At 67.3% G+C, this 26,295-nt stretch carries 31 protein-coding genes; 9 read left to right on the top strand and 22 right to left on the bottom strand.

Annotation, left to right across the window (positions count from 1 at the left end; genetic code table 11):
• Window positions 1-39: 39 nt before the first annotated feature.
• Entirely contained in the window at window positions 40-678 is a 639-nt protein-coding gene (locus ACJH71_RS14780) for a hypothetical protein (protein ID WP_406758754.1), read from the top strand.
• Here the strand turns inward: ACJH71_RS14780 and ACJH71_RS14775 are convergent, their stop codons facing one another.
• Together ACJH71_RS14775 and ACJH71_RS14770 are read right to left on the bottom strand one after the other, a co-directional pair.
• A complete protein-coding gene (locus ACJH71_RS14775; RefSeq protein ID WP_406758753.1) occupies window positions 679-2,406 on the bottom strand; it encodes a DUF3556 domain-containing protein in 1,728 nt (575 codons plus the stop codon).
• Between the two features lie 22 nt (window positions 2,407-2,428).
• Window positions 2,429-3,001 carry a TetR/AcrR family transcriptional regulator gene (locus tag ACJH71_RS14770; RefSeq protein ID WP_406758752.1) on the bottom strand — a complete coding sequence of 191 codons (573 nt, stop codon included), beginning with the start codon at window positions 2,999-3,001 and terminating at the stop codon, window positions 2,429-2,431.
• A gap of 180 nt (window positions 3,002-3,181) precedes the next feature.
• Between ACJH71_RS14770 and ACJH71_RS14765 the strand changes: the two genes are divergently transcribed.
• On the top strand, window positions 3,182-4,402 hold the full coding sequence (locus tag ACJH71_RS14765) for a cytochrome P450 (RefSeq protein WP_406758751.1): 1,221 nt from the start codon (window positions 3,182-3,184) through the stop codon (window positions 4,400-4,402).
• Here the strand turns inward: ACJH71_RS14765 and ACJH71_RS14760 are convergent.
• From ACJH71_RS14760 to prpD, 4 genes are read right to left on the bottom strand one after another with little or no spacing between them, the layout of a single operon-like run.
• Entirely contained in the window at window positions 4,386-5,546 is a 1,161-nt protein-coding gene (locus ACJH71_RS14760; RefSeq protein ID WP_406758750.1) for an acyl-CoA dehydrogenase family protein, read from the bottom strand. The two genes, ACJH71_RS14765 and ACJH71_RS14760, sit on opposite strands and share 17 nt — an antisense overlap.
• Window positions 5,547-5,574: 28 nt before the next feature.
• Complete coding sequence (locus ACJH71_RS14755) at window positions 5,575-6,717, bottom strand: bifunctional 2-methylcitrate synthase/citrate synthase (RefSeq protein ID WP_406758749.1); 1,143 nt, start codon at window positions 6,715-6,717, stop codon at window positions 5,575-5,577.
• Window positions 6,714-7,628: a methylisocitrate lyase gene (gene prpB / locus ACJH71_RS14750; RefSeq protein ID WP_406758748.1), complete on the bottom strand. Its 915-nt coding sequence runs from the start codon at window positions 7,626-7,628 to the stop codon at window positions 6,714-6,716. The genes ACJH71_RS14755 and prpB overlap by 4 nt, the downstream gene beginning before the upstream one ends.
• Window positions 7,625-9,130 carry a 2-methylcitrate dehydratase PrpD gene (gene prpD, locus ACJH71_RS14745; protein ID WP_406758747.1) on the bottom strand — a complete coding sequence of 502 codons (1,506 nt, stop codon included), beginning with the start codon at window positions 9,128-9,130 and terminating at the stop codon, window positions 7,625-7,627. The genes prpB and prpD overlap by 4 nt, the downstream gene beginning before the upstream one ends.
• A 120-nt stretch (window positions 9,131-9,250) precedes the next feature.
• Here prpD and ACJH71_RS14740 point away from each other — a divergent pair, with 120 nt between their 5' ends.
• The gene (locus tag ACJH71_RS14740; protein ID WP_406758746.1) at window positions 9,251-10,696 is read left to right on the top strand and encodes a short-chain fatty acyl-CoA regulator family protein; all 1,446 of its coding nucleotides are present in this window, start codon (window positions 9,251-9,253) and stop codon (window positions 10,694-10,696) included.
• Here the strand turns inward: ACJH71_RS14740 and ACJH71_RS14735 are convergent.
• From ACJH71_RS14735 to ACJH71_RS14725, 3 genes are read right to left on the bottom strand one after another with little or no spacing between them, the layout of a single operon-like run.
• Complete coding sequence (locus ACJH71_RS14735) at window positions 10,660-11,178, bottom strand: DoxX family protein (RefSeq protein WP_406758745.1); 519 nt, start codon at window positions 11,176-11,178, stop codon at window positions 10,660-10,662. The genes ACJH71_RS14740 and ACJH71_RS14735 overlap by 37 nt on opposite strands.
• A gap of 9 nt (window positions 11,179-11,187) precedes the next feature.
• A complete protein-coding gene (locus ACJH71_RS14730) occupies window positions 11,188-12,429 on the bottom strand; it encodes a DUF1298 domain-containing protein (protein ID WP_406758744.1) in 1,242 nt (413 codons plus the stop codon).
• Window positions 12,430-12,444: 15 nt separating this feature from the next.
• Entirely contained in the window at window positions 12,445-13,338 is an 894-nt protein-coding gene (locus ACJH71_RS14725) for an alpha/beta fold hydrolase (RefSeq protein WP_406758743.1), read from the bottom strand.
• A 72-nt stretch (window positions 13,339-13,410) separates the two neighbouring features.
• Here ACJH71_RS14725 and ACJH71_RS14720 point away from each other — a divergent pair, with 72 nt between their 5' ends.
• Entirely contained in the window at window positions 13,411-14,262 is an 852-nt protein-coding gene (locus tag ACJH71_RS14720; protein WP_406758742.1) for an alpha/beta fold hydrolase, read from the top strand.
• A complete protein-coding gene (locus ACJH71_RS14715) occupies window positions 14,263-15,090 on the top strand; it encodes an adenylate/guanylate cyclase domain-containing protein (RefSeq protein WP_406758741.1) in 828 nt (275 codons plus the stop codon).
• A gap of 6 nt (window positions 15,091-15,096) precedes the next feature.
• Here ACJH71_RS14715 and ACJH71_RS14710 read toward each other — a convergent pair whose 3' ends face one another.
• Window positions 15,097-15,258: a hypothetical protein gene (locus ACJH71_RS14710; RefSeq protein WP_109519456.1), complete on the bottom strand. Its 162-nt coding sequence runs from the start codon at window positions 15,256-15,258 to the stop codon at window positions 15,097-15,099.
• Window positions 15,259-15,269: 11 nt separating this feature from the next.
• Here ACJH71_RS14710 and ACJH71_RS14705 point away from each other — a divergent pair, with 11 nt between their 5' ends.
• Window positions 15,270-15,974: a guanylate cyclase gene (locus ACJH71_RS14705; protein WP_192830881.1), complete on the top strand. Its 705-nt coding sequence runs from the start codon at window positions 15,270-15,272 to the stop codon at window positions 15,972-15,974.
• Between the two features lie 52 nt (window positions 15,975-16,026).
• Here ACJH71_RS14705 and ACJH71_RS14700 read toward each other — a convergent pair whose 3' ends face one another.
• Window positions 16,027-16,347, bottom strand: coding sequence for a putative quinol monooxygenase (locus tag ACJH71_RS14700; protein WP_406758740.1), 321 nt, complete (start codon window positions 16,345-16,347; stop codon window positions 16,027-16,029).
• Window positions 16,348-16,352: 5 nt separating this feature from the next.
• Window positions 16,353-16,865: an OsmC family protein gene (locus ACJH71_RS14695; protein ID WP_046283855.1), complete on the bottom strand. Its 513-nt coding sequence runs from the start codon at window positions 16,863-16,865 to the stop codon at window positions 16,353-16,355.
• A 102-nt stretch (window positions 16,866-16,967) separates the two neighbouring features.
• Between ACJH71_RS14695 and ACJH71_RS14690 the strand changes: the two genes are divergently transcribed.
• Complete coding sequence (locus tag ACJH71_RS14690) at window positions 16,968-17,321, top strand: Fe-S protein (RefSeq protein ID WP_406758739.1); 354 nt, start codon at window positions 16,968-16,970, stop codon at window positions 17,319-17,321.
• Between the two features lie 47 nt (window positions 17,322-17,368).
• On the opposite strand, the gene ACJH71_RS14685 is transcribed toward ACJH71_RS14690, so the two are convergent.
• On the bottom strand, window positions 17,369-17,695 hold the full coding sequence (locus ACJH71_RS14685; RefSeq protein ID WP_406758738.1) for a hypothetical protein: 327 nt from the start codon (window positions 17,693-17,695) through the stop codon (window positions 17,369-17,371).
• A gap of 90 nt (window positions 17,696-17,785) precedes the next feature.
• Entirely contained in the window at window positions 17,786-18,997 is a 1,212-nt protein-coding gene (locus ACJH71_RS14680; RefSeq protein ID WP_406758737.1) for an acetyltransferase, read from the bottom strand.
• 117 nt (window positions 18,998-19,114) lie between these two features.
• On the opposite strand from ACJH71_RS14680, the gene arr reads away from it, so the two are divergent.
• Window positions 19,115-19,525 carry an NAD(+)--rifampin ADP-ribosyltransferase gene (arr, locus tag ACJH71_RS14675; protein WP_406758736.1) on the top strand — a complete coding sequence of 137 codons (411 nt, stop codon included), beginning with the start codon at window positions 19,115-19,117 and terminating at the stop codon, window positions 19,523-19,525.
• Here the strand turns inward: arr and ACJH71_RS14670 are convergent.
• The 7 genes from ACJH71_RS14670 to ychF all read right to left on the bottom strand — a co-directional run bounded on the left by ACJH71_RS14670 (window position 19,462) and on the right by ychF (window position 23,945).
• The gene (locus tag ACJH71_RS14670) at window positions 19,462-19,773 is read right to left on the bottom strand and encodes a hypothetical protein (protein WP_406758735.1); all 312 of its coding nucleotides are present in this window, start codon (window positions 19,771-19,773) and stop codon (window positions 19,462-19,464) included. The genes arr and ACJH71_RS14670 overlap by 64 nt on opposite strands.
• A gap of 150 nt (window positions 19,774-19,923) precedes the next feature.
• Window positions 19,924-20,931, bottom strand: coding sequence for an alpha/beta fold hydrolase (locus tag ACJH71_RS14665; RefSeq protein ID WP_406758734.1), 1,008 nt, complete (start codon window positions 20,929-20,931; stop codon window positions 19,924-19,926).
• A 193-nt stretch (window positions 20,932-21,124) separates the two neighbouring features.
• Window positions 21,125-21,562, bottom strand: a complete 438-nt coding sequence (locus ACJH71_RS14660) for a VOC family protein (protein ID WP_406758733.1) — start codon at window positions 21,560-21,562, stop codon at window positions 21,125-21,127.
• Between the two features lie 87 nt (window positions 21,563-21,649).
• Window positions 21,650-22,153 (bottom strand): pyridoxamine 5'-phosphate oxidase family protein, encoded by a 504-nt coding sequence (locus ACJH71_RS14655; protein ID WP_406758732.1) that lies wholly within the window; start codon window positions 22,151-22,153, stop codon window positions 21,650-21,652.
• A gap of 60 nt (window positions 22,154-22,213) precedes the next feature.
• Window positions 22,214-22,384 (bottom strand): type II toxin-antitoxin system RelE family toxin, encoded by a 171-nt coding sequence (locus tag ACJH71_RS14650; protein ID WP_406758731.1) that lies wholly within the window; start codon window positions 22,382-22,384, stop codon window positions 22,214-22,216.
• 92 nt (window positions 22,385-22,476) lie between these two features.
• Window positions 22,477-22,758 carry a type II toxin-antitoxin system Phd/YefM family antitoxin gene (locus ACJH71_RS14645; RefSeq protein WP_406758730.1) on the bottom strand — a complete coding sequence of 94 codons (282 nt, stop codon included), beginning with the start codon at window positions 22,756-22,758 and terminating at the stop codon, window positions 22,477-22,479.
• Window positions 22,759-22,871: 113 nt separating this feature from the next.
• A complete protein-coding gene (gene ychF / locus ACJH71_RS14640) occupies window positions 22,872-23,945 on the bottom strand; it encodes a redox-regulated ATPase YchF (protein WP_406758729.1) in 1,074 nt (357 codons plus the stop codon).
• Between the two features lie 71 nt (window positions 23,946-24,016).
• On the opposite strand from ychF, the gene ACJH71_RS14635 reads away from it, so the two are divergent.
• The gene (locus ACJH71_RS14635) at window positions 24,017-25,186 is read left to right on the top strand and encodes a DUF6542 domain-containing protein (protein WP_406758728.1); all 1,170 of its coding nucleotides are present in this window, start codon (window positions 24,017-24,019) and stop codon (window positions 25,184-25,186) included.
• 13 nt (window positions 25,187-25,199) lie between these two features.
• Here the strand turns inward: ACJH71_RS14635 and ACJH71_RS14630 are convergent, their stop codons facing one another.
• Complete coding sequence (locus tag ACJH71_RS14630; RefSeq protein ID WP_406758727.1) at window positions 25,200-26,216, bottom strand: 4-hydroxy-3-methylbut-2-enyl diphosphate reductase; 1,017 nt, start codon at window positions 26,214-26,216, stop codon at window positions 25,200-25,202.
• Window positions 26,217-26,295 lie beyond the last annotated feature (79 nt).

Raw genomic sequence — 26,295 nt, 5'->3', positions numbered from 1 at the left:
AGTTATCTGGATCACATCGCGGCGGCGCACAATGGGGCGATGCGCACACAGTTGATCGCGGCCGCCGCGCTGCTGGCCAGCACCGCGCTCCTGGCAGGGTGTCGCCACGACGCGGTCGCGGCACCCTCGACCGACGATGTGTCGGTGCCCAATCCCGACCCGAGCCCCCAAATCAGGGGCTGGCTGACACAGATGCGCGGCGCGACGACGAATTCCATCGTTGACTACCCCACCTGCGACAAGGACGACGCCAACTGCCTGTGGTACTTCCCGAACTCAACATCGTTCCGCACCCCGGCTGGCGCGGTGTTCTGCACCGCATTCGACGCGCCGGCCCATGGGACGTTCAATTGTGCGGTACGCAATGCGCAATTCACCCTGCCTACGCGACCGCCTGAGCCGCATAGCCAATGGCATGCGAGCGACATCCGTCAGGGCGACCAGGGCTGGACGATCGGTAATTTCGTCGGCCAGCCCAGCGTTGCCCTCGAAGCCAATCCGCTGCCGTATGACACCAAATTGGTGCTTTCACACCTGAAGAGCCCGTCTGGCGAGGCACCGCGGCTGGAATGCGGGAGCTTTACCCACGGTATGGTCTGCCTGGACCACATGTCGGCCAAGGGCTTTCACGCCTCACGTGATGACTTCACTCCGTTTTCTTACCCCTCGGCACTGTAGTCACGCACCCGCCTCGACGTAGATCGGCAGGTCGTCCTGCCAGGGCTGGCGCTCCACCATGTCCGCCACGTTGACGTGGCCGCGTTCGAACTCACCGGTGGCGGCGTCCACTAGCCGATAGGCCTGGGTCTGGCGGTGGATCGGCTGCGCGTCGAGAATCACCACGCGCACCTCCCCCGGTTCGAAGCCGCAGCGCTGCTGCAACGCCTCGATCAGCTGCTCGTTGGTCATGTGGCCATCACCGAAGTTCCAGCCGACCGCCGTAGAACAGATCCGCTCGCCATCGGTCAGCGAGTAGTCGCTCTCGTCGCCGTCGGCCATCGCCCGATGCGCCAGGCTGAACAGCGCCCGGCCGTGGGTGTTGAAGCCGCGGAACGCATATCCCATGTAGATCGGAATCTGCGCGGCCTCCGCGCTGCCGTAGAACCGTTCCAGCTGCGCGGCCGGCATGCTGGCGATCGCGAGGACGCCGCGCGCGATCTTCTCTTCGGCCGACGGCTTTAAGCACCACAGCGTGGTGTCCCAGTTGCCGGCGTAGTACCGCATGCCGGGAAGGAACGAAACCTTGTGCGGGAACAGGTTGCCCAGCACCACCGTGCCCGCGCTGACAGCGAACAGCAGCGCCACCGCCAGCGGGTTGTTGAGGTCCGACAGTCCGAGATCGGCGTGCGCGACGAACAGCGACAGCACCCCGAAGATCATGAACACGTTCCACTCCAGCGGCACCCCCATCGGGATCGCCGCCAGGATGCCGAGGTGGAAACAGACCATGACGAAGGCGGCGATCGCGGTGGGCAGGCCGCCGTGGCAGAAGAACAGCGGTAGCGGAACCAGCATCTCGATCGCCGTGCTCAGATGCGCCAGCGCCTTCGACGGCCCACCGGGGCGCAGGTCTTCGGGGAAATTCTTGAAGAAGGCGCGCTTGAGTGCCTTCGGCCGAATCAGCGGGTTGTTGCTCATCATCGTCGAGATCACGAACGGGAAATGCCGGTTGAGTTTTGAGGTCGCCGCGCCCATCCAGATCACCATGAAGATCGCCTTTGCCGCGATGATCATGTCCACACCGGTGAACAGGAACGCCGCCGCCAGCGGCGCATAGACCTCGCCGCGCGCGGCCAGGAAGATCACCTTGTCCCGTAGGCCGATCGCCGCCAGGATGCCCAGAATCGTCAGGATCTGCCAGTGCGGCAACACCCCGACTTCGGTGTGCAGCGCGGCGATGGGGCCGGTCCCGTCCGAGACCAGTGCGACCAGCAGCATCACCAGTAATGCCGCGTACAGCGCGGCGTCCGCCGGGGTGCGGCCGGTGCCGCTGGTCAGCGGAATGCGCCGCGGCCACGGTGGCAGCCGAATGGTGCCGGGCCGCAACCAGTACAGGATCGAGCCCATCGGCGGGAAGAAGCGGTTGTTGAGGGGACCGAAGCCGCAGCCCAGGCCGATCACCTCGAACAACATCGTGTAGAGCACGACCTTCTCGAAGACGATCGGTTCGCTCCACCACTGCCGCACCTCGGTGAAGCCGTCGACACCGGCGGTGCTCAACGCGAACAGCCACGCGCCCAGCACGTAGAGGCCGATCTTGAGCACGTAGAACAGGTGCAGCACCACCGGCGTGCCGAAACCCACCTCGGCCCAGTGCCGGGCCATCGGCCGGATCTTCTCGCTGCGCGTGCCCTTGCTCCATTCGGCGAAGTCGACAACGGGCAGTTCAGGTTTGAGAAATCCCATGACGGCCAGACTAGAACGTGTTCTAGGTCTGCGCGGCGAAACCGTCCCCCGCGAACGCCGGCGCGACGAAGCGCTCCAGAATCTGCTGCTCGGCCTCGGCATCGCCGATGGGCCAACACAACAGCGACAGCACCACCCGCACGACCCACTGCGCGGCCTGTCGATCGTCCTCGCTCAGGCCGCTCAGATCGCGGGCGAAACCGGCGACCATGGGCGATGCGGCCAGTCGAGTCATCTCCTGTGCGCCGCGCACCGAGCCGACCATCGGTTGGACGAGCGGATCCGAGCGGATGCGCTGCAGTGCCGCCGCTATCGCGGCCACCACCCGTTCGGCCCCGCTGCGCCCGGCGACCGCCTGCCGCACGGTGTCCACGATGCGTGCGGCCGCCCGGGCCAGCACGGCATCGCGAATCTCGGCCTTGCCGCCGGCATGCCGATAGATGGTGGCCCGCGAGCAGTGCACCCGGGCGGCCAAGACGTCGATATCGAGGGCATCCAGCCCATCGCGAATCACCAGGTCCATCGCGGCGGTGTAGATGCGTTCGGCGCCGGCGGTACGGCGGTCCTCGCCCACCAGCCAGTCATGCCCCGCCATCGCAAGCTCCCTCCGCCTGGAAACTTTATCTCAGCGTGAGACAGAAAACGACTGAATTCTCACCGGGTCTGCAGGTCCGCGACGCGCTCTGAGACGATTCCCGGCGGTCGGCTCCGTCGGCGGCTTTCAACTTTGCGCGGCGCATTGACGCAGGTAGCACGCCCTGAGCAGCCTAGAGCCATGCCAGTACGAATAGACCCGATGGGCCTGCGCCTGTTCGACGACGCGTGCATTCAGGACCCGTATCCGCTCTATGAGCGGATGATCACGCAGTCGCCCGTCCACCCGGTCGGTGATTCCGGCTTCTATCTCGTGTGCGGCTGGGATGCGGTCACCGAGGCCGTGGCGCGAGTGCAGGACTTCTCCTCGAACCTGACCGGGACGATGCTCTATCAACCCGACGGCACGGTGGCCACGTTCCCGATGCCCGGACTCGGCGACCCCACCCATGTGCTGGCCACCGCCGACGACCCGGCACACGCCGCGCACCGCAAGATGCTGGTGCCGCAGCTGGCGGCCAAGCGGATTCGTGCCTTGGAACCGTTCATCTCCGAGACGTTGGACCAGCTATGGCACGACGGCGTCCGCGATGGGCGCATCGAGTGGATGAGCACCGTCGCCAACCGGCTGCCGATGATGATCGTGGCACGGCTGATCGGTGTGCCCGACGAGGACGTGGATCAGCTGGCGGCATGGGGTTACGCCGGCACCCAAGTGGTGGAGGGGCTGGTCGACGCCGACCAGCTCGCCAGCGCGGGTGTCGCCGTCATGGAGCTCGCGGGCTATATCAGCGACCACTTCGGGCGGGCCGCGCACGATCCGCGCGACAACCTGCTCGGCGACCTGGCCACCGCCTGCGCCTCCGGCGCCCTCGACACCCTCACCGCCCAGGTCATGATGATCACCCTGTTCAGCGCCGGCGGCGAATCGACGGCATCGCTGATCGGTTCGGCCGCCTGGACTTTGGCGACGCGCCCGGAGATTCAGCGTCGGGTTCGCGAGTCACCGGAGCTGATCGGCCCGTTCCTCGAAGAGGTGCTGCGGTGCGAGTCGCCGTTTCGCGGTCACTACCGGCACGTCCGCCGCGACACCAGCCTCGGCGGGGTGGACCTGCCGGCCGGATCACGCCTGCTGCTGCTGTGGGGGGCGGCCAACCGGGACCCGTCGCGCTACGCCGAGCCGAACGACTTCCGCTTAGACCGGCCGCCGCAAAGTCACCTTGCCTTCGGCAAGGGCGCGCATTTCTGCGTCGGCGCCGCCCTGGCGCGCCTGGAGGCCAGAATCGTGATCGGCGAACTGCTGGCACGCACCGCACACATCGCCGTCGCGGAGGCCAGCCGTTGGTTGCCCAGCCTGCTGGTGCGCCGGCTCGAGCACCTGGAGCTCACAGCGATCGGCTGATGATCTCCTTCATGATCTCGCTGGTGCCGCCGTAGATCCGGTTCACCCGCGAACCGGTGTACATGTTGGCGATCGGGTATTCGGCCATGTAGCCGTAGCCGCCGAAGATCTGCAGGCACTTGTCGACCACCTGATCGGATTTCTCCGCGGCGAACAGTTTGGCCATCGACGCGGTCATCGGGTCGTTCTTGCCGCCGACGTACTGGCTGATCGCGTAGTCGACCAGGGTCTTGATCGCGAGCGTGTCCGTCTTGCATTCGGCCAGCACGAATTTGGTGTGCTGAAAGTTGCCGATGGGCCGGCCGAACGCCTCGCGCTCCTTGGAGTACCGGATGGCCTCCAGTACGGCGGCCTCGGCCAGCGCCGCGCACAGCGTCCCGATGATCAGCCGCTCCCGGGCCAGCTGGTCCATCAGCTGGTAGAAGCCCAGGCCTTCCTTCTCCCCGAGCAGGTTGGCGACCGGCACCCGCATGTCGGTGAAGTACAGCTCCCGGGTGTCCTGGCCGTGCTGGCCGATCTTCTGCAGCACCCGACCACGCTCGAAGCCGGCCAGTCCGTTGGTCTCGGCGACGATCAGCGACACCCCCGCCGCCCCCTGGGACGGGTCGGTCTTGGCGACGATCACCAGCAGATCGCAGTGGGTCCCGTTGGAGATGAACGTCTTCGAGCCGTTGATGATGTAGTGGTCGCCGTCGCGCACCGCGGTGGTGCGCACCGACTGCAGATCCGAGCCGGTGCCCGGCTCGGTCATCGCGATCGCCAGCACCGCCTCGCCGCTGATGACCTTGGGCAGCCAGCGTTTGCGCTGCTCGTCGTTGCCGTAGGCGTACAGGTAATGCGCCACGATCGGCGAATGCACCGAGAAGCCGAAGCACTGGTCGTGGGCGTAGACCAGTTCTTCCTGGACCACCGAGTGCATGGCGTAGTCGCCGCCGGCTCCGCCGAACTCCTCGGGCAGATCCAGTCCCAGCAGACCGGCGTCACCGGCCTTGTTCCAGAACTCGCGGTCCACGCCGTGTTGGGCGACCCAGCGCTCCTGATGCGGGGTGGCCTCCTTGCGCAGGAACTCCGCGGCGTGCTTGCGCAGTTCGCGGTGCTGGTCGGTCTCCCAAAGCGGGCGGTAATCGGGGAACAGTTGCGACATCCCCGGATGGTAGCCCCCTGGGCGAACCTCAGACCGCGCCGACGACGCGCTGCGGACTTCCCGAATAGGCACTCAGCGGGCGGATCAGCGCATTGGACGCAGTCTGCTCGATGATGTGCGCGGTCCACCCGGTGATGCGGCTCATCACGAACAGCGGGGTGAACATCGGGATGTCGAAGCCCATCAGGTAGTAGGCCGGCCCGGTCGGGAAGTCCAGGTTGGGCTTGATCCCGGTGGCCGCGAACATCTCGGCCTCCAGGATCTGGTAGATGTCCAACCAGCGCTGGCCGCCGCGGGCCGCCACCACCCGTTCCAGCGCCGCCTTCATGGTCGGCACCCGGGAGTCACCGTGCTTGTACACCCGGTGACCGAAGCCCATCACCTTGTCCTTGCGAGACAGCTTGCCGTGCAGCCACTCTGCGGCCTTCTCTGGCTCACCGATCTCGATCATGTCGTGCATGACCGCCTCGTTGGCTCCACCGTGCAGCGAGCCCTTGAGCGCGCCGATGGCCGCGGTGACCGCGCTGTAGATGTCGGACTGGGTGGAGGTGACCACCCGCGCGGCGAAGGTGGACGCGTTGAAGCTGTGCTCGGCGTAGAGGGTCATGGACTGCTCGAACGCCTGCACGATCACCGGCTCGGGCACCTCACCGAAGCACATCCGCAGGAAGTTCTCCGAGTAGCCGAGATGGCTGTGCGGCGCGATCGGGTCCAGACCGCGCCGGCGGCGCATGTCCGCGGCCACGATGGTCGGCAGCACCGCGAACATCCGCAGCGCCTTGGCGAAGTTCGCCGACTCGGACGGGTCGTCCTCTTCCGCGTCCTCGGCACCCAGGTAGCTGATCGCGGTACGCACCACGTCCATCGGGTGACAGTTCTCCGGGAGCTTTTCCACCAGCGACAACAGCGACCGGTCCGCCCGCCGGGCCGCCCGCTCGCGCTGGCAGAACAGTGCCAGTTCGGCGTCGGTCGGCAGCTCACCGTGCCAGAGCAGGTAGGCGACCTGCTCGAAGCTGCAGTGCGCGGCCAGGTCCTGCACGGGATAGCCGCGGTAGGTCAGCGAGTTGGTCTCCGGCACCACCTTGGAGATCGAGGTGGTGTCGACGACGACGCCCGCGAGTCCCTTGCGGATTTCCGGTGCTGAGGCGGCGTCGGAGGGGGCGATCGTCATTGGGACGCTCCTAACGTGAAGTTGAAGATGTCGTCGTCGAACTGGCTGTACTCGGCGTACCGCAGCAGCTCGTAGAGCCGACTGCGGTGCTGCATCTGATCCAGAAGCCCGGATTGCGTTCCGGCCGTGTCGATCTCCCGCAGCCCGACTTCGACGGCGAACATGGCCAGCCGCAGGGTGGTGACGGGATAGATGACCGCGTTGTAGCCGAGGTCGGTCAGTTGAGCGGCGGTCAGCAGCTCCGATTTGCCGAACTCGGTCATGTTGGCCAGCAGCGGAACATCGACCGCGGCGCGGAACTGTTCGAAATCGGCCGGCCCGCGTAGCGCTTCGGTGAAGATCAGGTCCGCTCCGGCGTCGGCGTAGGCCTTGGCCCGGTCGATCGCGGACGAAAGCCCTTCGATGCCCGCGGCATCGGTGCGGGCGCAGATGATGAAGTTCGGGTCCCGGCGTGCGGCGACCGCGGCCCGCAGGCGCTTGACCATCTCGCCTGCCGGCACCACGGCCTTGCCGTCGAGGTGCCCGCACCGCTTGGGGTTGACCTGATCCTCGAGGTGACAGCCGGCCAGCCCGGCGTCTTCGAGCGCCGTGATGGTGCGGGCGGCACTCATCGGCTCGCCGAAGCCGGTGTCGGCGTCGATGAAAGTCGGTAGGTCGGTGGCGGCCGCGATCTGCGCGCCGCGCCCGGCCACCTCGGTCAGCGTGGTCAGCCCGATGTCCGGCAGCCCCAGATCGGCCGAGAGCACCGCACCGGAGACGTAGACGCCCTCGAAGCCGATCTCGGCAACCAACTTGGCGACCAGGGGCGAGAACGCCCCCGGGAACCGTTGCAGCCGACCGGATTGCAGTCCGGCCCGAAAGTCCGCCCGCTTGTCCGCCGGGACCGCGGCGGCCCCGAGCAACCCACTCACCGGAAGATCCCGTCGGGCGTCGCCGGCGACTGGCTCAGCACCGCGGGCTCGACCACGATGTTGAGTTCGCCGAGCTGAGCACCGGAAAGCCCCGCCAGACCTTCTGCGGCGGCGAGGAACCGTTCCTGCTCGGCAGGCGTCACCACGCCCTCGGCGAGCTCGGTGAACTTGGCGATGTACTGCTTGCGTTCGAACGGCCGCGCCCCCAGCGGGTGCGCGTCGGCGATCGCGAGCTCGTCGGTGATGACTTCCCCACTGGCCAAAGTGATCTCGGCGCGCGCCCCGAAGGCCTTCTCATTGGGGTCGGTCGAGTGGTAGCGCCGGGTCCACTCCGGGTCCTCGACGGTGGAGATCTTGCGCCACAACGCGATGGTCTCGGGCCGGTGCGCACGCTCCGGGGAGTACGACCGCACGTGGTGCCAGCTGCCGTCCTCCAGGGCGACGGCGAAGATGTACATCACCGAGTGGTCCAGGGTCTCCCGCGAGGCGTCCGGGTCGAACTTCTGCGGGTCGCCGGAGCCGGTTCCGATCACGTAGTGGGTGTGGTGGCTGGTGTGCAACTTGATCGTGGCCACCTGGCTCAGGTCACCGACCCGCTCCCGCAGCCGCTTGGCCAGGTCGATCAGCGCCTGGCTCTGGTATTCCGCGGAGTATTCCTTGGTGTAGGTGTCCAGGATGGCGCGCTTGGCCTCGCCGGGGCCGGGCAGCGGCACCTGGTAGGTGTGGTCCTTGCCGGACAGCATCCAGGCGATGACGCCGTCCTCGCCCTCCCAGATCGGAGCCGGTGCGCCCTCACCGCGCATCGCCCGGTCCACGGCCTCGATGCCGACCTTGCCGGCCCAGGCCGGCGCGTAGGCCTTCCAGCTCGAGATCAGGCCCTTGCGGGACTGGCGGGTGGCGGTGGTCAGGTGCAGCGCCTGGCCGACCGCCTGGTAGATGACCTCGGGGTCCAGCCGCAGCATGGTGCCGATCCCGGCGGCCACCGACGGGCCGAGGTGCGCGACGTGGTCGATCTTGTGCTCGTGCAGGCAGATGCCCTTGACCAGGTCGACCTGGATCTCGTAAGCGGTGGCCAGGCCGCGGATCAGGTCGGCGCCGGAGAGGCCGAGCTGCTGGGCGACCGCTACCAGCGGCGGGATGTTGTCGCCGGGGTGCGAGTACTCCGCGGCCAGGAAGGTGTCGTGGAAGTCCAGTTCGCGCACCGCGGTGCCGTTGGCCCAGGCCGCCCACTCGGCGGAGTAGGTGCCCTCGATACCGAAGACCGCGGCACCTGGCTTCGACGGGTGCGCCTGAGCCTGCCGGCGGGCCACCGTCACCGGCCGACGCAGTACCGAGGCAGCACTGACCGACGCGTTGTCGATGATCCGGTTGATCACCATTGCCGCGGTGTCGTCGGGAACGGCCACCGGGTCGGCGGCCACCTGTGCGATCTTCCAGGCGAGGTGCTCGGAGCGGGGGAAGTCATCGGCACTGCGGCGGGTCTTCACGTCATGTAGCTGCATGTTCCACACCCTACGCACGACCGGTAAACACCGATATGCATGGGAAATGCGTATTAATGCGTCCTAAGTTGGCCAGAATTGCGAACCTCGCGAATGCATCCGCAGGTTACGCTCCACGACATGGCACCCACCACAACCCGGACCTTCGCCGGGGCCCGGCTGCGACGCCTGCGCGAGGAGCGCGGACTGACCCAGGTGGCACTGGCACGCGCGCTGAACCTGTCGACCAGCTACGTCAACCAGCTCGAGAACGACCAGCGGCCGATCACCGTGCCGGTATTGCTGGCGCTCACCGACCGATTCAGCCTGCCCGCCCAGTACTTCTCCGGGGACGCCGATGCCCGGCTGGTGGCCGACCTGCGTGACATGTTCACCGCAACCGCCGGCGAACACGCCGCCAGCGACAGCCAGATCGAGGAACTCGTCGCGCGGATGCCCGATATCGGCAACAGCCTGCTGACCATGCATCGCCAGCTGCGCGGTGCCACCGAGGAATTGGAGTCGTACCGGTCACAGATCTCCGGCGACTCGGCACAGTCGGTGGCCCGGCCCATGCCGTTCGAGGAGGTCCGCGACTTCTTCTACGACCGCAACAACTACATCGGCGAACTCGACAACGCCGCCGAGAAACTGTTCGTCGAGACCGGGATGCGCTTCGGCGGCTTGGACATTCAGCTGTCGACGCTGATGGCCGAGCGATTCGACATCACCGTCGCGATCGTCGACGACCTGCCGGCGGGCACCAAGCGGGTCTTCGACCCGGCGACTCGGGTGCTGCGCATCGCGCATTGGCTGCTGGCGGGGCAACGGGCCTTCCAGATCGCCACCCAACTGGCACTGCTCACCCAACAGCAGCTGATGTCGGACATCGTGGCGCAAGACCAATCGTTGAGCCCGGAGTCCCGCGAAGTCGCCAAAATCGGGCTGGCCAACTACTTCGCCGGCGCTTTCCTGCTGCCGTATCGGCAGTTTCAGCGTTCCGCAACCGACCTGCGCTACGACATCGACCTGCTGGGACGCCGCTTCGAGGTCGGGTTCGAGACGGTGTGCCATCGGCTCTCGACCCTGCAACAGCCCGGACGACGCGGGGTGCCGTTCATCTTCGTGCGTACCGACAAGGCGGGAAACATCTCGAAGCGTCAGTCAGCCACCGCGTTTCACTTCAGCCGGGTCGGTGGCAGCTGTCCGCTGTGGGTGGTGCACGACGCGTTCAGCCAACCCGGCCGGATCATCACTCAGGTGGCGCAGATGCCCGACGGCCGCAAGTACTTCTGGATCGCCACCACCACGCCGCCCGAGGGGCGCGGCTATCTGGGGCAGCACAAGACTTTCGCCGTCGGACTGGGGTGCGATCTGGCGCATGCCGACAAGCTGGTGTACTCCACCGGCGTCGCCCTGGGTGACGCCGCCACCGTGGTACCGATCGGTGCGGGTTGCAAGATCTGCGAACGCGAGGCGTGCCCGCAGCGGGCATTTCCGTTTCTGGGCCGGCGAGTGGTCGTCGACGAGAACGCCGGCAGCGGGCTGCCCTACTCGCCGGTCGTGTCGACTGCACCCGGACGGTAGAACAGCGCCAGCTGGCCGACGGCGCCCGCCAGCCCGAGACCGACCGAGATCCACAGGCCCGGCCAGCCGTTCTTCCAGCAATGGCAGAACATCTGGTGGTCCACGCTGAGGTAGCCCGGCCCGAGCATCGCCACCACGACGGCGCCGGTGGCCAGCACCAGGTTGTACTCCCAGCCGTTGGTCAGCACGAAGAAGCCGTTCGCGCGGTGCACGGTCCACACCGCCACCGCCATCAGAGCCACGAATCCGGCGGCGGCGATCGGGGTCAGCAGACCCACCGCCAGGCCCAGCCCGGCGGCGATCTCCGCGGTAGCAGCCGTCACCGCCTGGAACTTGCCGTACTTCATCCCGATGCTTTCGAACCAGCCCGCGGTGCCGGGGATTCGGCCTCCGCCGAAGAACTTGTTGAACCCGTGCGCCGCCATAGTCAGGCCGAGAACCAGGCGCAGGAGCAGCAATGCGACATCAGCAGCAGTGACCATCTGCTCAAACTACAACGCAGCGTCCAGCAATCGCAGATATACCTCGATATCCCGGACCGCCGACTGGGCGGCATGCACGCTGATCACCACGGTGTCGCCGATGCCGTGTACCCCGTGGGTCAGGCCCATCGCCGGGGACAACGACGGGAACCCCGCGGTCAGCAGTACCGGTGCCGCACCGAAACGCAGGTCTTTGGCGCCGCGGTGCACGCTGGAGACCACGGTGTTGCCGGTGACCCGCTCCGGCCGGGCGTCGGGGTCGAAATTGTCGATGCCCCAGCGCAGCAGCGCCGCGGGTGTCGCGGCGAAGGCCCGATCGGCCGCGGCCGCGGCCGGGTGGCGACCGCGCAGCCGGCCTCCGGCGATGTCGGCGGCGATCCGTTCGCAGCGGGTGTCGGGGCCCAGATGCGGGTACAGGCCAACCGGAATACTGCCGAAGTGGTTGTGGGCCTGGCGCTCACCGGCTTTGGCCATCGGCACTTCGGCGCCCAGATCCTCGCAGGGTTCGTCGAGATACTCCGACAGCGCCGCCGACACCGCTGACAGCACCGCCACGGTGACCGTCGGCCCGCGCAGTTCCTGTCGCTGCCGCACCAGGGTGCGCACTGTCCGGCCACCGGCCGGCCGGTTGTTGGTGGCCAGCGCCGGGCGGTCGCCGACTGGAGGCGGCAGGAGTCCCGCCGCAGTGTCCTCGACCCGCTTGCGGTGGGCCCGCGCCGCGGCGACCGCACGCCACGGCAGAAAGCCACGGCCCGGTGTTTGCACCGCGGGCACCGGTGCGGCCCGGCCGAACAGCCAGGCGGCCAACGCTGAAGCCCGCCCGCCGTCGGCGAGGGCATGCGCCACTTGCAGCACCAACACCGTGCCCGCACCGCGGTGCCCGGGAATGCCGTGGACCGGCGCGAACACGTGCAACCGCCAGGGTGCCGCCCGGACGTCAAGCTGGTCGTCGGTCAGGCGCGCGACGGCATCCAGGCAACCGGCCCAATTGTCACCGGGGGCCCGGGTCGCGGCTAAGTCCTCGCTGAGCTCGGTGAGCGGCACCCACCGCGGGTAGCGCAGCGCACCGGCGTCGGCGACTCGGATGGCCAGGTCCGGGATCGTTCGGGATCGGTCGAGTACGTCTGCGATCGCGTCGTCGAGGTCGGCCGGTACCCCGGCGAAGGCGTAGAGCAGGAACTGGTCGCTGGGGATCTTCGCGGACATCCAGTAGAACTGCGCGTCGATCGCGGTCATGGGGCGTCCGCGCATCAGGTCAAACCCCGCTCATCGGGACAGAAAGGGCAGCACCCGATCGGCGACCTCGTCGGGCTGCTCGAGTTGCAGGAAATGACCGGCATTCTCGATGACGGCCACCGCACTGCCTGCGGGCAACGCCGGCTGCACCCACTGCGTGAATCCCGGCGACATGCAGCCATCGGTGCGCCCGTGCAGGTACAGGGTCTGCAACCGCGGGAGCTGCAGCCAGTACCGGTGCAGGTCGGCGTAGCGATCGGGAGCCCGCAGACTGCGCAGCGCCCGGTACGGACCGAGTGCGGCGCGCCAGCCCTCCGGCGTTCCGATGGCCGCGTCGACGTGCCGCAGATCCTCTTCGGCGGCATACCCCGGCGACCACCGCCGCCACAACAGCGGCAGCACCCACGAGGCGGACCGATCCGGCAGCCACGGCAGTTGGAAGTAGCTGATGTACCAGCTGCGCAGCAGTTGCGCCGGCAGATAGCCGGCCAGGGTCAGTCGGTCTTTCCCGCGGACCGCCCGCAGCGATGCCGGCGGCGGCACCGACATGATCACCGCCTTGGTGAACGGACTGTCCGGCAACGCGGCCAGCCCGGTGGCGGCCATCGCGCCCCAGTCATGACCGATCACCACGTCGCGACCGGTCCCGCCGACGGCGGCGTGCACCCGCAGTGCGTCGTCCATCAGCGCGCCGATGTGGTAGCTGCCGTCGGTGGGAATCGACGACGGCGCGTAGCCCCGCATGAACGGCGCCACCACATGCCAGCCGGCCGCGACCAGGTGCGGGGCCAGCCGGCGCCACCCGTAGGCGGTGTCAGGAAACCCGTGCAGGCACAACGCCACCGGGTCACCCGGTGTCCCCCAACTCAGTGCCTTGAGCGCGACTCCGGGCGTAGACACGTCGATCCACCGCGGTTCAGTCATCACATACCCCCAAGACCGGGCCGGGCAGGCGTTTCTGTCCGCCCTGTCGTTCAAACTATCTACCATCTTGAGATGCGCACAGCCCAGACCGTCGAGTACGACGGCGTCGGCGGAGTAACGCTGGTCGCCGACGAGTGGAACCGGGGCGCCACCGAGGCCGCCGAGCATCCGACGATCGTGATGCTGCACGGCGGTGGACAGAATCGGCACTCCTGGCACAAGACCGGCCAGATCCTGGCCGACCGCGGTTATCACGTCGTCGCGCTCGACACCCGCGGCCACGGTGACAGCGACCGCGCACCCAACGCCGACTACGCCATCGAGACGCTCACCGCCGACGCCGTCGCCGTCATCGAGGCGATCGGCCGGCCGGTGGCGCTGATCGGGGCCAGTATGGGTGGGCTGACCGGCATCCTGGTGGCCGATGAGGCCGGGCCACAGCGGGTGACCAAGTTGGTGTTGGTCGACGTGGTGCCGCGTTACGAGAAGGACGGCAGCGCCCGGATCCGCGACTTCATGTTCGGCCACATCGACGGCTTCGACTCCCTGGAGCAGGCCGCCGACGCGGTGGCCGCGTACCTGCCGCACCGGGCCAAGCCCCGCAGCCCCGAGGGGCTGAAGAAGAATCTGCGGTTCCGCGACGGCCGCTGGTACTGGCACTGGGATCCGGCGCTGATGACCAAACCCGGCGACGATCCGGCGCTGCGCACCGAGAAGATCGAGGCCGCCGCCATGGGGCTGCAGATCCCGATCCTGCTGATCCGCGGCAAGTTGTCCGACGTGGTCAGCGCCGAGGGTGTCGCCGACTTCTTGTCCAAGGTGCCCGGCGCGCGCCTGGTCGAGTTGTCCGACGCCGGGCACACCGCGGCCGGCGACGACAACGATGCCTTCAGCGCAGCCGTCGTCGAGTTCGTGTCGGGCTGAATGTTCGGGATCGGATGGCTGACGCCGACGCTGCTGGCGGCCGGTGTGCTGGCGGCGGTGGCGGTCACCGAGGCCGTCGCCCTGGCGGTGTTGACCCGACAGTTACGGACGGCTCAAGCCGAGATCGATGCGCTGCGCGGTCGGGTCGACACCCGCAACCTTCTGCTGGCCGGCGGACGTGAGGCCGTCAAGACGGTGTGGCAGACCGCGAACCTGGTGCGCAAGCAGGGGTTTGGTGCGGCCGTGCGCAGTTCGATCGAAGACCTCGCCGACTGGGCCGAAGTGGAGCGCCCCGATCTGGCCCGGATGACCCCGAACGGGCATGTGGTGGTGCTGTTCACCGACATCGAGGGGTCCACCGCGCTCAACGAGCGGATCGGCGATCGCGCGTGGGTGAAGCTGATCGCCCGGCACGACGAGATGGTGCAACGATTGGTCGCCCAACACTGCGGGCATGTGGTCAAGAGCCAGGGCGACGGCTTCATGATCGCCTTCGCCCAGCCCGACCAGGCGGTGCGCTGCGCCATCGGCATCCAGCACGCGCTGGCTTCGCGACGCGGGCGCAAACCGCAGCACCCGATCCGGGTCCGCATCGGGGTGCACATGGGCCGCTCGGTGCGCCGCGGTGACGACCTGTTCGGACGCAACGTCGCGATGGCCGCCCGGGTGGCCGCGGCCGCCGAGGGCGGCCAGATCCTGATCAGTGGACCGGTGCGCGACGCCGTCAAGGAATGCGACGACATCACCGTCGGCGCCGGCCGCGACGCCGAGCTGAAGGGCTTCGCCGGCACGCACCGCCTCTACGCCGTCGACGTCACCACGGAATAGTCCGCGCTAGTCCTCGCCGCCGGCCTCGGCCAGCCGCTCATGCAGCCGGGCACGGATTTCGTCGGGCGTGTAGGCCCGTCGCCGTCGCTGGTCCCGCGCCACCAGCACTCCCCCGGCGGCAACCCCGACCACGCCCGCCAGGCCGATCCATTTCCAGATGCTGCGCACGCTCACACTTTATGGTGCTGAGCGTGGACGAACACACCGTGACTTTGGAGCGGGCGCTGGCTGAGACGCGCACCGGCGACATCTGGCTGTTCCGGGGCCGCTCCGGCCCAGACCGCGCCATCCAAACGCTGTCCAACTCTCCGGTGAACCACGTCGGGATGACGGTGGCCCTCGATGACCTGCCGCCGCTGATCTGGCATGCCGAGCTCGGCGACAAGCTGCACGACTTCTGGACCGGCACCAACCACCGCGGAGTGCAGCTCAACGACGCCCGGGCCGCCGTCGAACAGTGGATGGGCCGCTACGAGCAGCGCTGCTGGTTTCGCCAGCTCAGCGGGACCATCACCCGCAAGCAGGAGAACCACCTGCTGCAGGCGATCGCGCGGATGGACGGCACCGCGTTTCCCACCACCGCACGGCTGACCGGCCGGTGGCTGCGGGGGCGGCTGCCGACCGCCAGCGACTGGACCCGCGGTATCCCGTTCCTGGACCGCAAGGTTCACGAGATCAGCCAGCGGCGTAAGGCCCGCAACAGCAAAGTCGCGTTGCAGACCGCGTACTGCGCCGAGACGGTGGCCATCACCTATGAGGAGATGGGACTGCTGTCGACCGACAAGAATTCGAACTGGTTCGACCCCGGGTCGTTCTGGAGCGGCGACATCTTGCCGTTGACCCCGGGTTATCAGCTGGGCCGGGAGATCGTCGTCGTGCGTTAGGCGATTTCGGCGCGGTTTCGCCCGCTCAGTGGGAGTTATCGCGCCGAAATCGCTAGACCGTCAGCTCGCCCATCTCCGACCAGTCCGTCGCGTCGATCTGCTGGCTGATGATCTTCGGCGTCGACACCAGCGCCTGCGGCATGTCGGACATGGCCTGCTGGAAGTGGTCGCTGTTGACGTGCGCACTGCCGGCGTCGCCATCGCGGAAGGCCTCGACGAGCACGTACTCGTTCGGATCCTCCAGGCTGCGCGACCAGTCGAACCACAGGTTGCCCGGCTCGGCACGGGTGGCCTCGGTGAAGCCGGCCACCAGCTGCGGCCAGCGCTCGGCCCACTCCGGCTTGACCGCGAACTTGACCACAATGAAGATCATCGCCGCTACCCGATTTCCAGCGTGCTGCGCACCGGGGTGACGTTGGTGGTCAAATCCAGCACCGGGCAGTGCTTTTCGACGACCTCGTGCAGTTCGCGGTAACGCTCCTCGGTTTCCGGCCCGGTCACCGTGACGACCACCCGCACCTCCTTGAAGCCGGGGCGCACCGAGTCGTCCAGGCCGAAGAATCCGCGCACGTCCAGGTCGCCCTCGGCGCGCCCGGTGATCTCATCGACCGCGATACCGAGCTTCTCGGCCCAGTACCGCCAGGTGACCACCTGGCAGGACAGCAGGGATCCCAGGTAGTACTCGACCGGGTTGGGTGCGGTGTTCTCACCGCCGAGCGCCGGTGGTTCATCGACCTCGACGCTGTAGCGGCCCATGGTGATGGTGCTGGCCACTGCGTCGTGCGCGACGGCCGAGGCACGGAAGACCACCTGGGAGCCGGCGGGGTCGGCGGCAGCCGGGTCACTGGTGGCGGCGACGACGGCGGCCAGGCGAGTTGTCGAAGAAGTCATGCCGGTAAGGGTAGAGACCCCTCCGACAGGTCGGCGAACGACGCGACCACCAGGTCGCCGAAGGAATACCATTTGCCGCCGCCAGGGGCTAGCCTGAGCGACGTGGAGGTACTACGGCACGTAATAGTTCTGCTGCACATCGTCGGATTCGCGTTGACCTTCGGTGCGTTGGTCGCCGAAGCCGTTGCGCGGCGCTTCCAGCTCACCCCGGTGATGGACTACGGCGTGGTGCTGTCGCTGCTGACCGGACTCGCGTTGGCCGCCCCCTGGCCCGCCGGCGTGGTGCTCAACTACCCCAAGATCGAGATCAAGCTGGTGATCCTGATCGCCCTCGGTGCCGTGCTGGGCATCGGCCGGGCTCGGCAGCGCAAGTCAGGCGGGGAAGCCCCTCGCCCGCTGTTCTACGTCGCGGGTGCGCTGGCCCTGACGGCCGCGGGGCTCGCCGTCATCTGGTAGTCGTCACGTCACGCTGATTTTGCTCAGCGTGATCGGGTTCTCCGGTTTCAGCCGGCGCTGACCAAGGCGATGTCGATCGGCGGAAGCATCGGGCACTGATAGGTACCGGTAAGCGAAGATTCGTCGAGCGTGGTCTTACAGCCGCCGGTCGTGGTGCCGGCCCACGCATTGCCTTGCCTGTGCAGCTGCCCCGACGGCGCAATGGTCAGGCAGTCCGAACCGCACGAGCTGAGCTCCCAGTAGAAATCGTCCTGCAGGCCTTGCCCGGTTACGTGGTATCTGCCGCTCGGCGGATCGGCGTAGGCCGGACCGGCCAGCACCGTCGCACCGCCAGCTAACACTCCCGCCAAGATCGCAATACTTTGACCTCTCATTTTCTTCTCCGTCGCGATCGGTGGGCCAACTTTTTGCCCACTATTTCCGGAGCCTAACAGCGGCTGCCGAGCCTGGTTGCAGATCGCGATCTAGCCGCTCGCCGCGACGTCGCCGGCCTGCCGGATCAGCCCGACCAGCGTCGGCACCAACGCCACCACGTGCTGGTAGTGGTCGCCCCAGTTCACCTGGGCGAGGCCGAGGTAATCCTGCCCGGCAAGCTCCAGCAGCGCACGATCCTGTCCCGTCAATCGCGGTGCGACACGTTGCGCGGCAACGTCCTTGGGGACAATCCGCCCGGTCTCGATGGTGACCAGCATGCGGGCCAGGGTCAGCAGGAAGAACCGCTCCTCGCCCGCCGGATCGTTCATCAGCTCGGGCAGCAACGCGAGCTGGGCGTGTCGGAGAGGCTCGGGCGGAATCGGGGCGACGAGATCTTCGAGCGGCTGGCCGCGTAACACCCGGTGAGCACTCTGAGCGGTGGCTAGCAGCACGACCACATCGGGATCGGCAACGGCGGGCGGGACATGGCCGTCCACAAGTTCCGCGCGCAGCCATTCGCCGAATTGGAAGTCGCGCCGGGGTGTCTGTGGCAGCGGATCCACATCGGCCACCACGAGGCTGGTCAGCTCCAACGGCCGCCGGTCGGCGACTTCGGGGAACTGGGCAGCGTGCCCGTGCCATCCGGACGCACCCAGCAGCACGGAGACCAGCGATGTCCGCTCGGACTCCGACAGCGGCGTGCGGGTGAGGACCAGCAGATCGACGTCGCTGTCCGGCCGCAGCCCGGAGGTTGCCGCCGAACCGTAGAGGTAGGCCCCGACCAGCTCGCCCGGCCGGCTTTCGTCCAGATAGCTCAAGACCAGTGTGAGCAGTGCCTCCATGTGCAGCAACGGGTATGGCCGACCCGCGTCGTCAAGCTCGCTGTGCCCCGTGACGACGAAACCGCGTCGCACGTAGAACTCGACCGCTTGCTCGTTCTGCTCGTTGACGTCCACCAAGCGGACCTGCTGCTCCGCGATCGCGTGATCGAGCAGGGCTGTCCCGACGCCGTGGCCGCGAGCATCGGCGTGGACGAACAACATCTCCAGACTCTCCCCCGCCGTGCCGGCGAAACCCACCGGGTCACCGTCGATCTCCGCGACGACGAGACGAACCCCGGGAAAGTACTTGTCCGCCAGCTGACTTTCGATGGCCGCGCGGTCGGCTTCTGCCAGAAAGTCGTGCGTCGCATCGACGGCGCTGCGCCAAATCGCCACCAGCCGGGGATATTCGGTCGGGCCGACGCAGTCACGAATCCGCACCGCGGTCAGGTTACCGGGCAAGCGCGGCTGAAAGCGCTTTGGTGTATTCCGCGCACTGCGCCGCACGAACAGCGCGTGTGCAATCGGCAGTCGCCGCGAGTCGATACCCTCGATTCAATGGACGCGATCGACGACGAAGGCCCGTTCTTCCACGGCACCAAGGCCGACCTGACGGTTGGGGATCTACTCCTCCCGGGCTTCCGTTCCAACTATCGGCCCGAAATCGTCATGAACCACATCTATTTCACTGCCCTGCGCGACGGGGCCGGGCTGGCGGCCGAGCTCGCCGCCGGCCACGGCACGCCACGGGTGTATCGGGTCGAACCGACCGGAGAGTACGAGAACGATCCGAACGTCACTGACAAGAAGTTCCCCGGCAATCCGACCCGCTCCTACCGCAGCAGCGAACCCCTGCGCGTCGTCGAAGAGATCCACGATTGGCCACGCCTGACACCCGAAGCCCTTCAGGAGTGGCGTGACCGCTTGGCGGCGATGCGGGCAGAGGGAATCGACGTCATCATCAACTGAGCGATGCTCCCGAGGACGCCGCTGCCGGCAACTACCCGCTGAAGAACGGCGGCACCGCCGGCGGCCAGTGCCCGGTACGGGACGATGGCGCGCTCGATGGACAGCCGCACCGTGTCGATCAGCCCGGTCACTTGGCGCCGCCTGGCACGAAGCTTGACCAGGTAGTGGCCTCCGATGCACGCCGCAGCCACCACCACGACAATCCACAGCACCGCCGCGACCAGATAGATCGCCTCAACCACCGACATGAGGACGAGCCTCCCCTATCGCCGTCGCGGTGAGGTTACCGGTGAGACACACGTCGGCGACGTCTCTGCGGGCGAACCGCAGCTGCTGGCGGTGCCCTTTCCCCCATTCGGGGCATTCAGACCATCGGTTATCAGGCCAGAACCCGCGGGTCAGGTGGCGCTGCGGCTGTCTGTCAACGCGCGCAGCAACTCCTCATCCGGATCCGCCATCCCTGGGTCGGCCGCTCCGTCGGTGAGCAGCCGACGCCACCGTTCCAGGTCGAAATCCAGCGGCACCGTGCTGGTTATGAAGTCGTCGACGAGGTCGGCGAACCGCAGCGGGTCGTCACGGAACGGGAAATGACCGGAATCGACGAAGGTTTCCAGCCGCGAATGCGGCATGGCGGCGTGTGCCAGCTTGGCGTGCGAATACGGCAGCACCAGATCGTGGGTGCCCCAGACGATCATGATCGGGAGCCGTTCGGTGAGATAACTGCGGTCGAGCATGGTGACCATCTGCCCGCGCCAATCCACCACGGCGCGCAGCGTCCGCACGAACGCCGCCCGCTTTTTCGGCGAACTCAAATCACCTAGCACCCGCAGGATCTCGGGGAGATCGACCAGAAGCGCCGGCAGGTTCACCTTGTCGATCCGCCCCCGAACCATCCGAAGCGCTGTCTCAAATCCTGGCACTGAAAGTGCGGCCAGCGCCTGCGGTGCGGCCGGCAGCGACGCCAGCCTCAGCGCGGGGTTGACCTCGCGCTTCACACCGCCGGCGGCCACCAACACCAGCCGCCCAACCATCTGTGGGTACTGGTAGCAGAACTGCATCGCCACCCCGCCGCCCAAGGAGTGCCCGATGACCGTCACCTGGTCAAAATTCAAGACCGACAGCAGATCTCGCATGCCGTTGGCGAACGCGGCGACGGAATAGTCAGCGCGCGGCTGATCCGAGAGCCCGTGACCGAGGAGATCCGGGGCGATCACCGTGTACTTCTGCGCCAGCAGCGGGATCAGTGGCTCCCAGGTCGACGAATTGTCTCCAATCCCGTGAATCAACAGCAGCGGCGGCCCGTCCCCGGCCACCCGATACGCCCGGCGATATCCGTGCACGGTTCGGTATTCGACTCGGGCCGGATCATTCGAGACCGGCCGCAATCGCGGCTTACGCGCAGCCATCCGGCGCCCCCTCTGTCCGCAGTTACCGCCAGCTAACCGCCTATTGGCCCGTTGCGCACCCGATGTTTCAATGATTTAACGCGCGACCTGTTTCCATAACGCCACCGAGTTGCCGCGCAGATAAACATGAGCCGCCTTCGTCAGGTGTCGACATGGTCGAGCACAGCGGCACCACCGCACCGCTAATCAGAAGTCAGGTGTTCCCCAGCTCCTCGGCGAGCATGACGATGATTCCGCTGGGACCGCGGACATAGGTGAGCTTGTACACGTCGTTGTAGTTGGCCACGCCGCGGAGCGGGTGACATCCGTGCTTCGCGGCTATACCGAGAGCCTCGTCGATGTCGTCGACCGAGAAGGCGACGCGGTGCATACCAATTTCGTTCGGAAGGGTCGGATTCGACTCGATGGCACGGGGGTGGATGTACTCGAACAGCTCGATGCGGCCCTGGCCGTCCGGCGTCTGGAGCATCGCAATGTTGGCGTGGTTACCGTCGAGACCCACCGCGATGTCAGTCCATTCGCCGCTCACGGTGTCACGTCCGACGAGAGTCAAACCGAGGTCGGTGAAGAAGGCGATTGTTGCTTCGAGGTCGTCCACCGCGATGCCGACGTTCTCGAGTTTGATGGCCATGCGCTAGACGCTAACGCGCACCCAGCCACCTACACGTTGAACCGGAACTCCACCGCTGTGCGGCTTCGACCAACGTTTTGACCCGGACTACGGGGAGCCCTTCTCCATCATGACCGGGTACCGCACGAATCGCGCTTCACTGAACGTCAGATCGCGCACTTGACTGAAGTCCGACCAGAGCGCACGTCCACCTTTGGTCCATTGAGTGAGACGGACGCGCCGACGGACTGCGTCGAGTTCCTCGGCCTTCGCCGCGCGGCGAGGGCCGGCGGTTCCATATAGGCGGACGCCGATGGCTTTGCGAAAACGCCCGGTCAGCAACGAGCGGAGCCAGAAGACCGAACCACTGTCGACCGCCATCACGCAGACGCGAGGGTTGCGGTCGAGGTTATCTGCAAGGCGTTCGGTGTACTGGTCGAAATAGAAGCCGGTGCAGTCATCACGCAAGAACACGGTGCCGATCGGAGTGATGGTCGGGCTACCGTCGGCGTCGACCGACGCAATGGCGAGCGGACCGGTGGAGCGTCGCACGACGTCACAGACCACATCCCATTGACGCGCAAGTTCTCCTGGCATGTCAGTGGTAGCCAACGAGTTCCACCTCCTCCTGGCCAGCGTCAGTCCACGTGAAACAGATGCGCGACTGGGAAGTCATCGATAAACGTCTCGCCTGTGACGCACGTCGATAACCCGAACTACAACTTTGTCGTCGAAAACTTCGTAGATCACCCTGAAATCCCCGCGTCTAGCGGAGAACCTGCCCGCGAGGTCAGCTCGTAGAGCCTTTCCAACCCTTAACGGATTATGCGCAAGTACATTCACGATGAACTCCCAACACGCAGCCGCTACCTCTTCAGGCAGTTCCTCAGACAAGCCCCTGCGAGCGCGTCGCGTCAGCTCGATCCGATACGCCGCTATTTCACGATCCCCTTCGAGCGGAGTTCCGCCTCAACCTCGTCGGCGGAGTACAGGCGCCCAGCAGCGATGTCAGCGTCTGCCTCCCGCACCGCGGCCATGGCGGCTGCGTCGCCGAGGATGTCCAGCGTCTCCATGATCGAGTCGTAATCGTCGGCGCTGAGAAGGACTGCTGCTCGACGTCCCTGTCGGGTGACTTCGACGCGCTGATGCGTGCGGACGGCCTCATCGACCAGCTTGGACAGATTTGCCCGAACCTCAGCCAGGGGCAGAGTAGTCATGTACAGAATTCTAGCGTCATGACGCAACGTCGGCCCGCTCGATGAGGATTTCTTCACCGCGACGCCCTACCGGCCGGCATCTTCAGCGAACCGTCGTCAGCGTGAACGAGACATCACACGTTGAACCGGAACTCGACCACGTCCCCGTCTGCCATGACGTAGTCCTTGCCCTCCATGCGCACCTTGCCGGCGGACTTGGCGGCGGCCATCGATCCGGCCTCGACCAGGTCGTCGTAGGAGACCACCTCGGCCTTGATGAAGCCCTTTTCGAAATCGGTGTGGATCACCCCGGCCGCCTTGGGCGCGGTGTCGCCCTGGTGGATGGTCCAGGCCCGCGCCTCCTTGGGCCCGGCGGTCAGATAGGTCTGCAACTTCAGGGTGTGAAAACCGGCCCGCGCCAAGGCATCCAGGCCGCGCTCGCTCTGCCCGATCGACTCCAGCAGCTCCATGGCCGACTCGTCGTCGAGCTCGGCGAGCTCGGCTTCGATCTTGGCGTCCAGGAACACCGCATCGGCCGGGGCCACCAGCTCGCGCAGCGCGGCGACCCGCGCGGCGTCAGTGAGCACCGACTCGTCGGCGTTGAACACATAGAGGAACGGCTTGGTGGTCAGCAGGTTCAGCTCGCGCAGCGGCGCGGTGTCCACCCGTGCGGCGAACAGGGTCTTGCCGGTGTCGAGGATCGCCGCGGCGGCCACCGCGGCCTCGTGCATGGGCTTGCGGTCCTTGTTGTTGCGGGCTTCCTTCTCCAGCCGCGGGACCGCCTTCTCCAGGGTCTGCATGTCGGCCAGGATCAGCTCGGTGGCGATCACCTCGATGTCGGCCTCAGGGTCCACCTTGCCGTCCACGTGCACCACGTCGTCGTCGGCGAAGACGCGCACCACCTGGCAGATGGCGTCGCACTCGCGGATGTTGGCCAGGAACTTGTTGCCCAGGCCGGCGCCCTCCGAGGCGCCCTTGACGATGCCGGCGATGTCGACGAACGTCACCGGCGCCGGCAAGATCCGCTCGGAGCCGAAGATCTCGGCCAGCTTGACCAGCCGGGGGTCGGGCAGCGGCACCACACCCTCGTTCGGCTCGATAGTCGCGAACGGATAGTTGGCGGCCAACACATCGTTGTGTGTCAGCGCGTTGAACAGGGTCGACTTACCAACGTTGGGCAACCCCACGATTCCCAGGCTCAGGCTCACGGGTAGCCAAGTCTAGAGCCCGGGGCGTGCCGCCGTGCGCCCCCGCCGCCGCCAGCCGGTACCGTCAGTGTGTGGCAGTAGCGCGGGAGAAGTCGGCAGTGGCCGCTGACCACCGTTCGATTTTGCCGAGCATCGCCGGTTTGCCGTGGTGGAGTGCCGTGGCCGTGGCGGTGGTCGCGACCGCGATCGGGGTGGCGTTCGACGCCGGCTCCGGAGACAAAGAACTGACCATCGTCTTCTCCGCGCTCTATGCGATGGGCTGTATCGCCGCGGTGCTCATGGTGCAGCAATCGGCCGTGTTCACGACGGTGGTCCAGCCCCCGCTGATCCTGTTCGTCAGCGTGCCCAGCGCGTACTGGGTGCTGCGCGGCGGCGGATTCCCCGGCCTCAAGGCCATCGTCATCAACTGCGGCTATCCCCTGATCGAACGATTCCCGCTGATGCTGTTCACGGCCGCGGCCGTGCTGCTGATCGGGATGGTTCGCTGGTATCTCGGGATGCTGGGCGGAACCGCGAAGCGCGACACCGCGGAAGACGCCACTCCGAAGCGGGCCACGCTCAGCGACCGCATCGGCGCCATGCTCACCTCGGCCCTCACCCGCAACCCAGCGCACGCCATCGAGCAGCCGGCCTCCCGCGAGGAGCGCCCTGGCCAGCGCCCCCGCCGCGCCACCGCGGAATCGCGTCGGGCCGCCCGCGCGGCCTCCGGGTCCCGCTCCCGCACCCGCTCCGCCGAGCGCCGCGGCGCAGCCAACGGCTCGGCGCCGACGCGTTCGCGGCACGTCCGGCCGGAGATGGACGCCCGCGCCGCCGAGCAGCCGCGCCCGCGCCGTCGTCCGGCAGCCGACGGACGCGACGAACCCATGCAGCGGCGGCGACGCCCGGCCCCTGAGGCGCACGATGAGCGCCAACCCCGCCGGCGGCCGGCGCCGGACTGGCAAGACGAGCCGCGGCGGCGTCCGCGCCCGCCCCAGGACTCACCGCGCTCAGGTGACCCGCTCTCGAGGACTAGCCGGGATCCGCATCCGCGCAGCTACCGCCCTTCCGACGCATCCGAGTCGATGCCCCGGCGCCGACCGGCCCCGACAGGTGGCGAGGGGCGCGGCAACGGGGCCGACACTCGGCATCCCGTTTCTCAGGTGCGTTACCGCAGGTCCGGAGCCGACGAGGCCGAGGCGCAACCCCGCGCCCGCTCCCGTCAACCGCGCGATGACGTCGACTCCTGGGAGTTCGACGTCTAGCTAGCGGCGAACGCTAGCGGCGACTCGGCCGGATCTCGCGGGGCAAGGCGAACACCAGGGTCTCGTTGGCGGTGGCCACCGGGAACACCGTGCCGTAGCCGTACTCGCCGAGCCGCTCCAGCACGCCGCGGACCAGGATCTCCGGCACCGACGCACCCGAGGTGACGCCGATGGTCTGCACCTCCCCGGCCTCCGGGGCCAGCCACGCCGGGTCGATGTCTTCGGCGTAGTCCACCAGGTGGGCCGCGCGGGCACCGGCACCCAGCGCCACCTCGACCAGTCGGCAGGAGTTCGAGGAGTTCCGCGAGCCCACCACGATCACCAGCTCGCACTCCGGGGCCATCGCCTTGACCGCGGTCTGGCGGTTCTGGGTGGCGTAACAGATGTCGTCGCTGGGCGGGTCCTGCAGGTTCGGGAACCGTTCACGCAGCTTGAGCACTGTCTGCATGGTCTCGTCGACGCTGAGCGTGGTCTGCGACAGCCACACGATCTTGTTCTCGTCGCGGACCTGCACCGAGTCCACCGCGTCCAGCCCGTCGACCAACTGCACGTCGTTGGGGGCCTCGCCGATGATCCCGACAACCTCTTCGTGGCCGGCGTGGCCGATCAGCAGGATGTCGTAGCCGTCGCGGGCGAATCGTTTGGCCTCGTTGTGCACCTTGGTCACCAGCGGGCAGGTCGCGTCGATCACCCGCAAGTTGCGGTCGGCGGCCGTTTCGTGCACGGTCGGGGCCACGCCGTGCGCGGAGAACACCACGATCGCGCCTTCGGGGACCTCGTCGGTCTCGTGCACGAAGACTGCGCCCTTGTTCGTCAGGGTGTCCACCACATGCTTGTTGTGCACGATCTCGTGCCGCACGTATACGGGAGCGCCGTGCTTCTCCAGGGCCCGCTCGACGGTCTCGACCGCCCGGTCCACGCCCGCGCAGTAGCCGCGTGGCTCCGCCAGCAGCACCCGCTTGCCGGCGGGGGCGCCGCTCGCCCGCGCGGCTGAACTGTAGGCGATCTCCACGTCGACGGTTTGGGGCATGGCAACCAGCGTACGGTCTGCCGACACGAGACCGCCAGCTCGCGTCAGGCCGGTCAATACTTGGAGATGACCGGCAGGT

The organism is Mycobacterium sp. SMC-15 (genome assembly GCF_045310925.1).
Taxonomy (GTDB): Bacteria; Actinomycetota; Actinomycetes; order Mycobacteriales; family Mycobacteriaceae; genus Mycobacterium.
Note: the sequence above shows the minus strand (reverse complement) of the source record. Positions and strands in the feature narration are given on the sequence as shown.

Bases quoted from the DNA above. Each gene is read 5' to 3' on its own strand.
- ACJH71_RS14645 (WP_406758730.1), bottom strand. From the start codon at position 22,758: ATGACTACTCTGCCCCTGGCTGAGGTTCGGGCAAATCTGTCCAAGCTG.
- ACJH71_RS14780 (WP_406758754.1), top strand. From the start codon at position 40: ATGCGCACACAGTTGATCGCGGCCGCCGCGCTGCTGGCCAGCACCGCG.
- ACJH71_RS14770 (WP_406758752.1), bottom strand. From the start codon at position 3,001: ATGGCGGGGCATGACTGGCTGGTGGGCGAGGACCGCCGTACCGCCGGC.
- ACJH71_RS14730 (WP_406758744.1), bottom strand. From the start codon at position 12,429: ATGCGCGGACGCCCCATGACCGCGATCGACGCGCAGTTCTACTGGATG.
- ACJH71_RS14775 (WP_406758753.1), bottom strand. From the start codon at position 2,406: ATGGGATTTCTCAAACCTGAACTGCCCGTTGTCGACTTCGCCGAATGG.
- ACJH71_RS14700 (WP_406758740.1), bottom strand. From the start codon at position 16,347: ATGATCTTCATTGTGGTCAAGTTCGCGGTCAAGCCGGAGTGGGCCGAG.
- ACJH71_RS14705 (WP_192830881.1), top strand. From the start codon at position 15,270: ATGGTGCTGAGCGTGGACGAACACACCGTGACTTTGGAGCGGGCGCTG.
- ACJH71_RS14720 (WP_406758742.1), top strand. From the start codon at position 13,411: ATGCGCACAGCCCAGACCGTCGAGTACGACGGCGTCGGCGGAGTAACG.
- ACJH71_RS14715 (WP_406758741.1), top strand. From the start codon at position 14,263: ATGTTCGGGATCGGATGGCTGACGCCGACGCTGCTGGCGGCCGGTGTG.
- ACJH71_RS14755 (WP_406758749.1), bottom strand. From the start codon at position 6,717: ATGACGATCGCCCCCTCCGACGCCGCCTCAGCACCGGAAATCCGCAAG.
- ACJH71_RS14665 (WP_406758734.1), bottom strand. From the start codon at position 20,931: ATGGCTGCGCGTAAGCCGCGATTGCGGCCGGTCTCGAATGATCCGGCC.
- arr (WP_406758736.1), top strand. From the start codon at position 19,115: ATGGACGCGATCGACGACGAAGGCCCGTTCTTCCACGGCACCAAGGCC.
- ACJH71_RS14695 (WP_046283855.1), bottom strand. From the start codon at position 16,865: ATGACTTCTTCGACAACTCGCCTGGCCGCCGTCGTCGCCGCCACCAGT.
- ACJH71_RS14685 (WP_406758738.1), bottom strand. From the start codon at position 17,695: ATGAGAGGTCAAAGTATTGCGATCTTGGCGGGAGTGTTAGCTGGCGGT.
- ACJH71_RS14735 (WP_406758745.1), bottom strand. From the start codon at position 11,178: ATGGTCACTGCTGCTGATGTCGCATTGCTGCTCCTGCGCCTGGTTCTC.
- ACJH71_RS14740 (WP_406758746.1), top strand. From the start codon at position 9,251: ATGGCACCCACCACAACCCGGACCTTCGCCGGGGCCCGGCTGCGACGC.
- ACJH71_RS14660 (WP_406758733.1), bottom strand. From the start codon at position 21,562: ATGGCCATCAAACTCGAGAACGTCGGCATCGCGGTGGACGACCTCGAA.
- ACJH71_RS14630 (WP_406758727.1), bottom strand. From the start codon at position 26,216: ATGCCCCAAACCGTCGACGTGGAGATCGCCTACAGTTCAGCCGCGCGG.
- ACJH71_RS14760 (WP_406758750.1), bottom strand. From the start codon at position 5,546: ATGTCGCAACTGTTCCCCGATTACCGCCCGCTTTGGGAGACCGACCAG.
- ACJH71_RS14725 (WP_406758743.1), bottom strand. From the start codon at position 13,338: ATGACTGAACCGCGGTGGATCGACGTGTCTACGCCCGGAGTCGCGCTC.
- ACJH71_RS14765 (WP_406758751.1), top strand. From the start codon at position 3,182: ATGCCAGTACGAATAGACCCGATGGGCCTGCGCCTGTTCGACGACGCG.
- ACJH71_RS14670 (WP_406758735.1), bottom strand. From the start codon at position 19,773: ATGTCGGTGGTTGAGGCGATCTATCTGGTCGCGGCGGTGCTGTGGATT.
- prpD (WP_406758747.1), bottom strand. From the start codon at position 9,130: ATGCAGCTACATGACGTGAAGACCCGCCGCAGTGCCGATGACTTCCCC.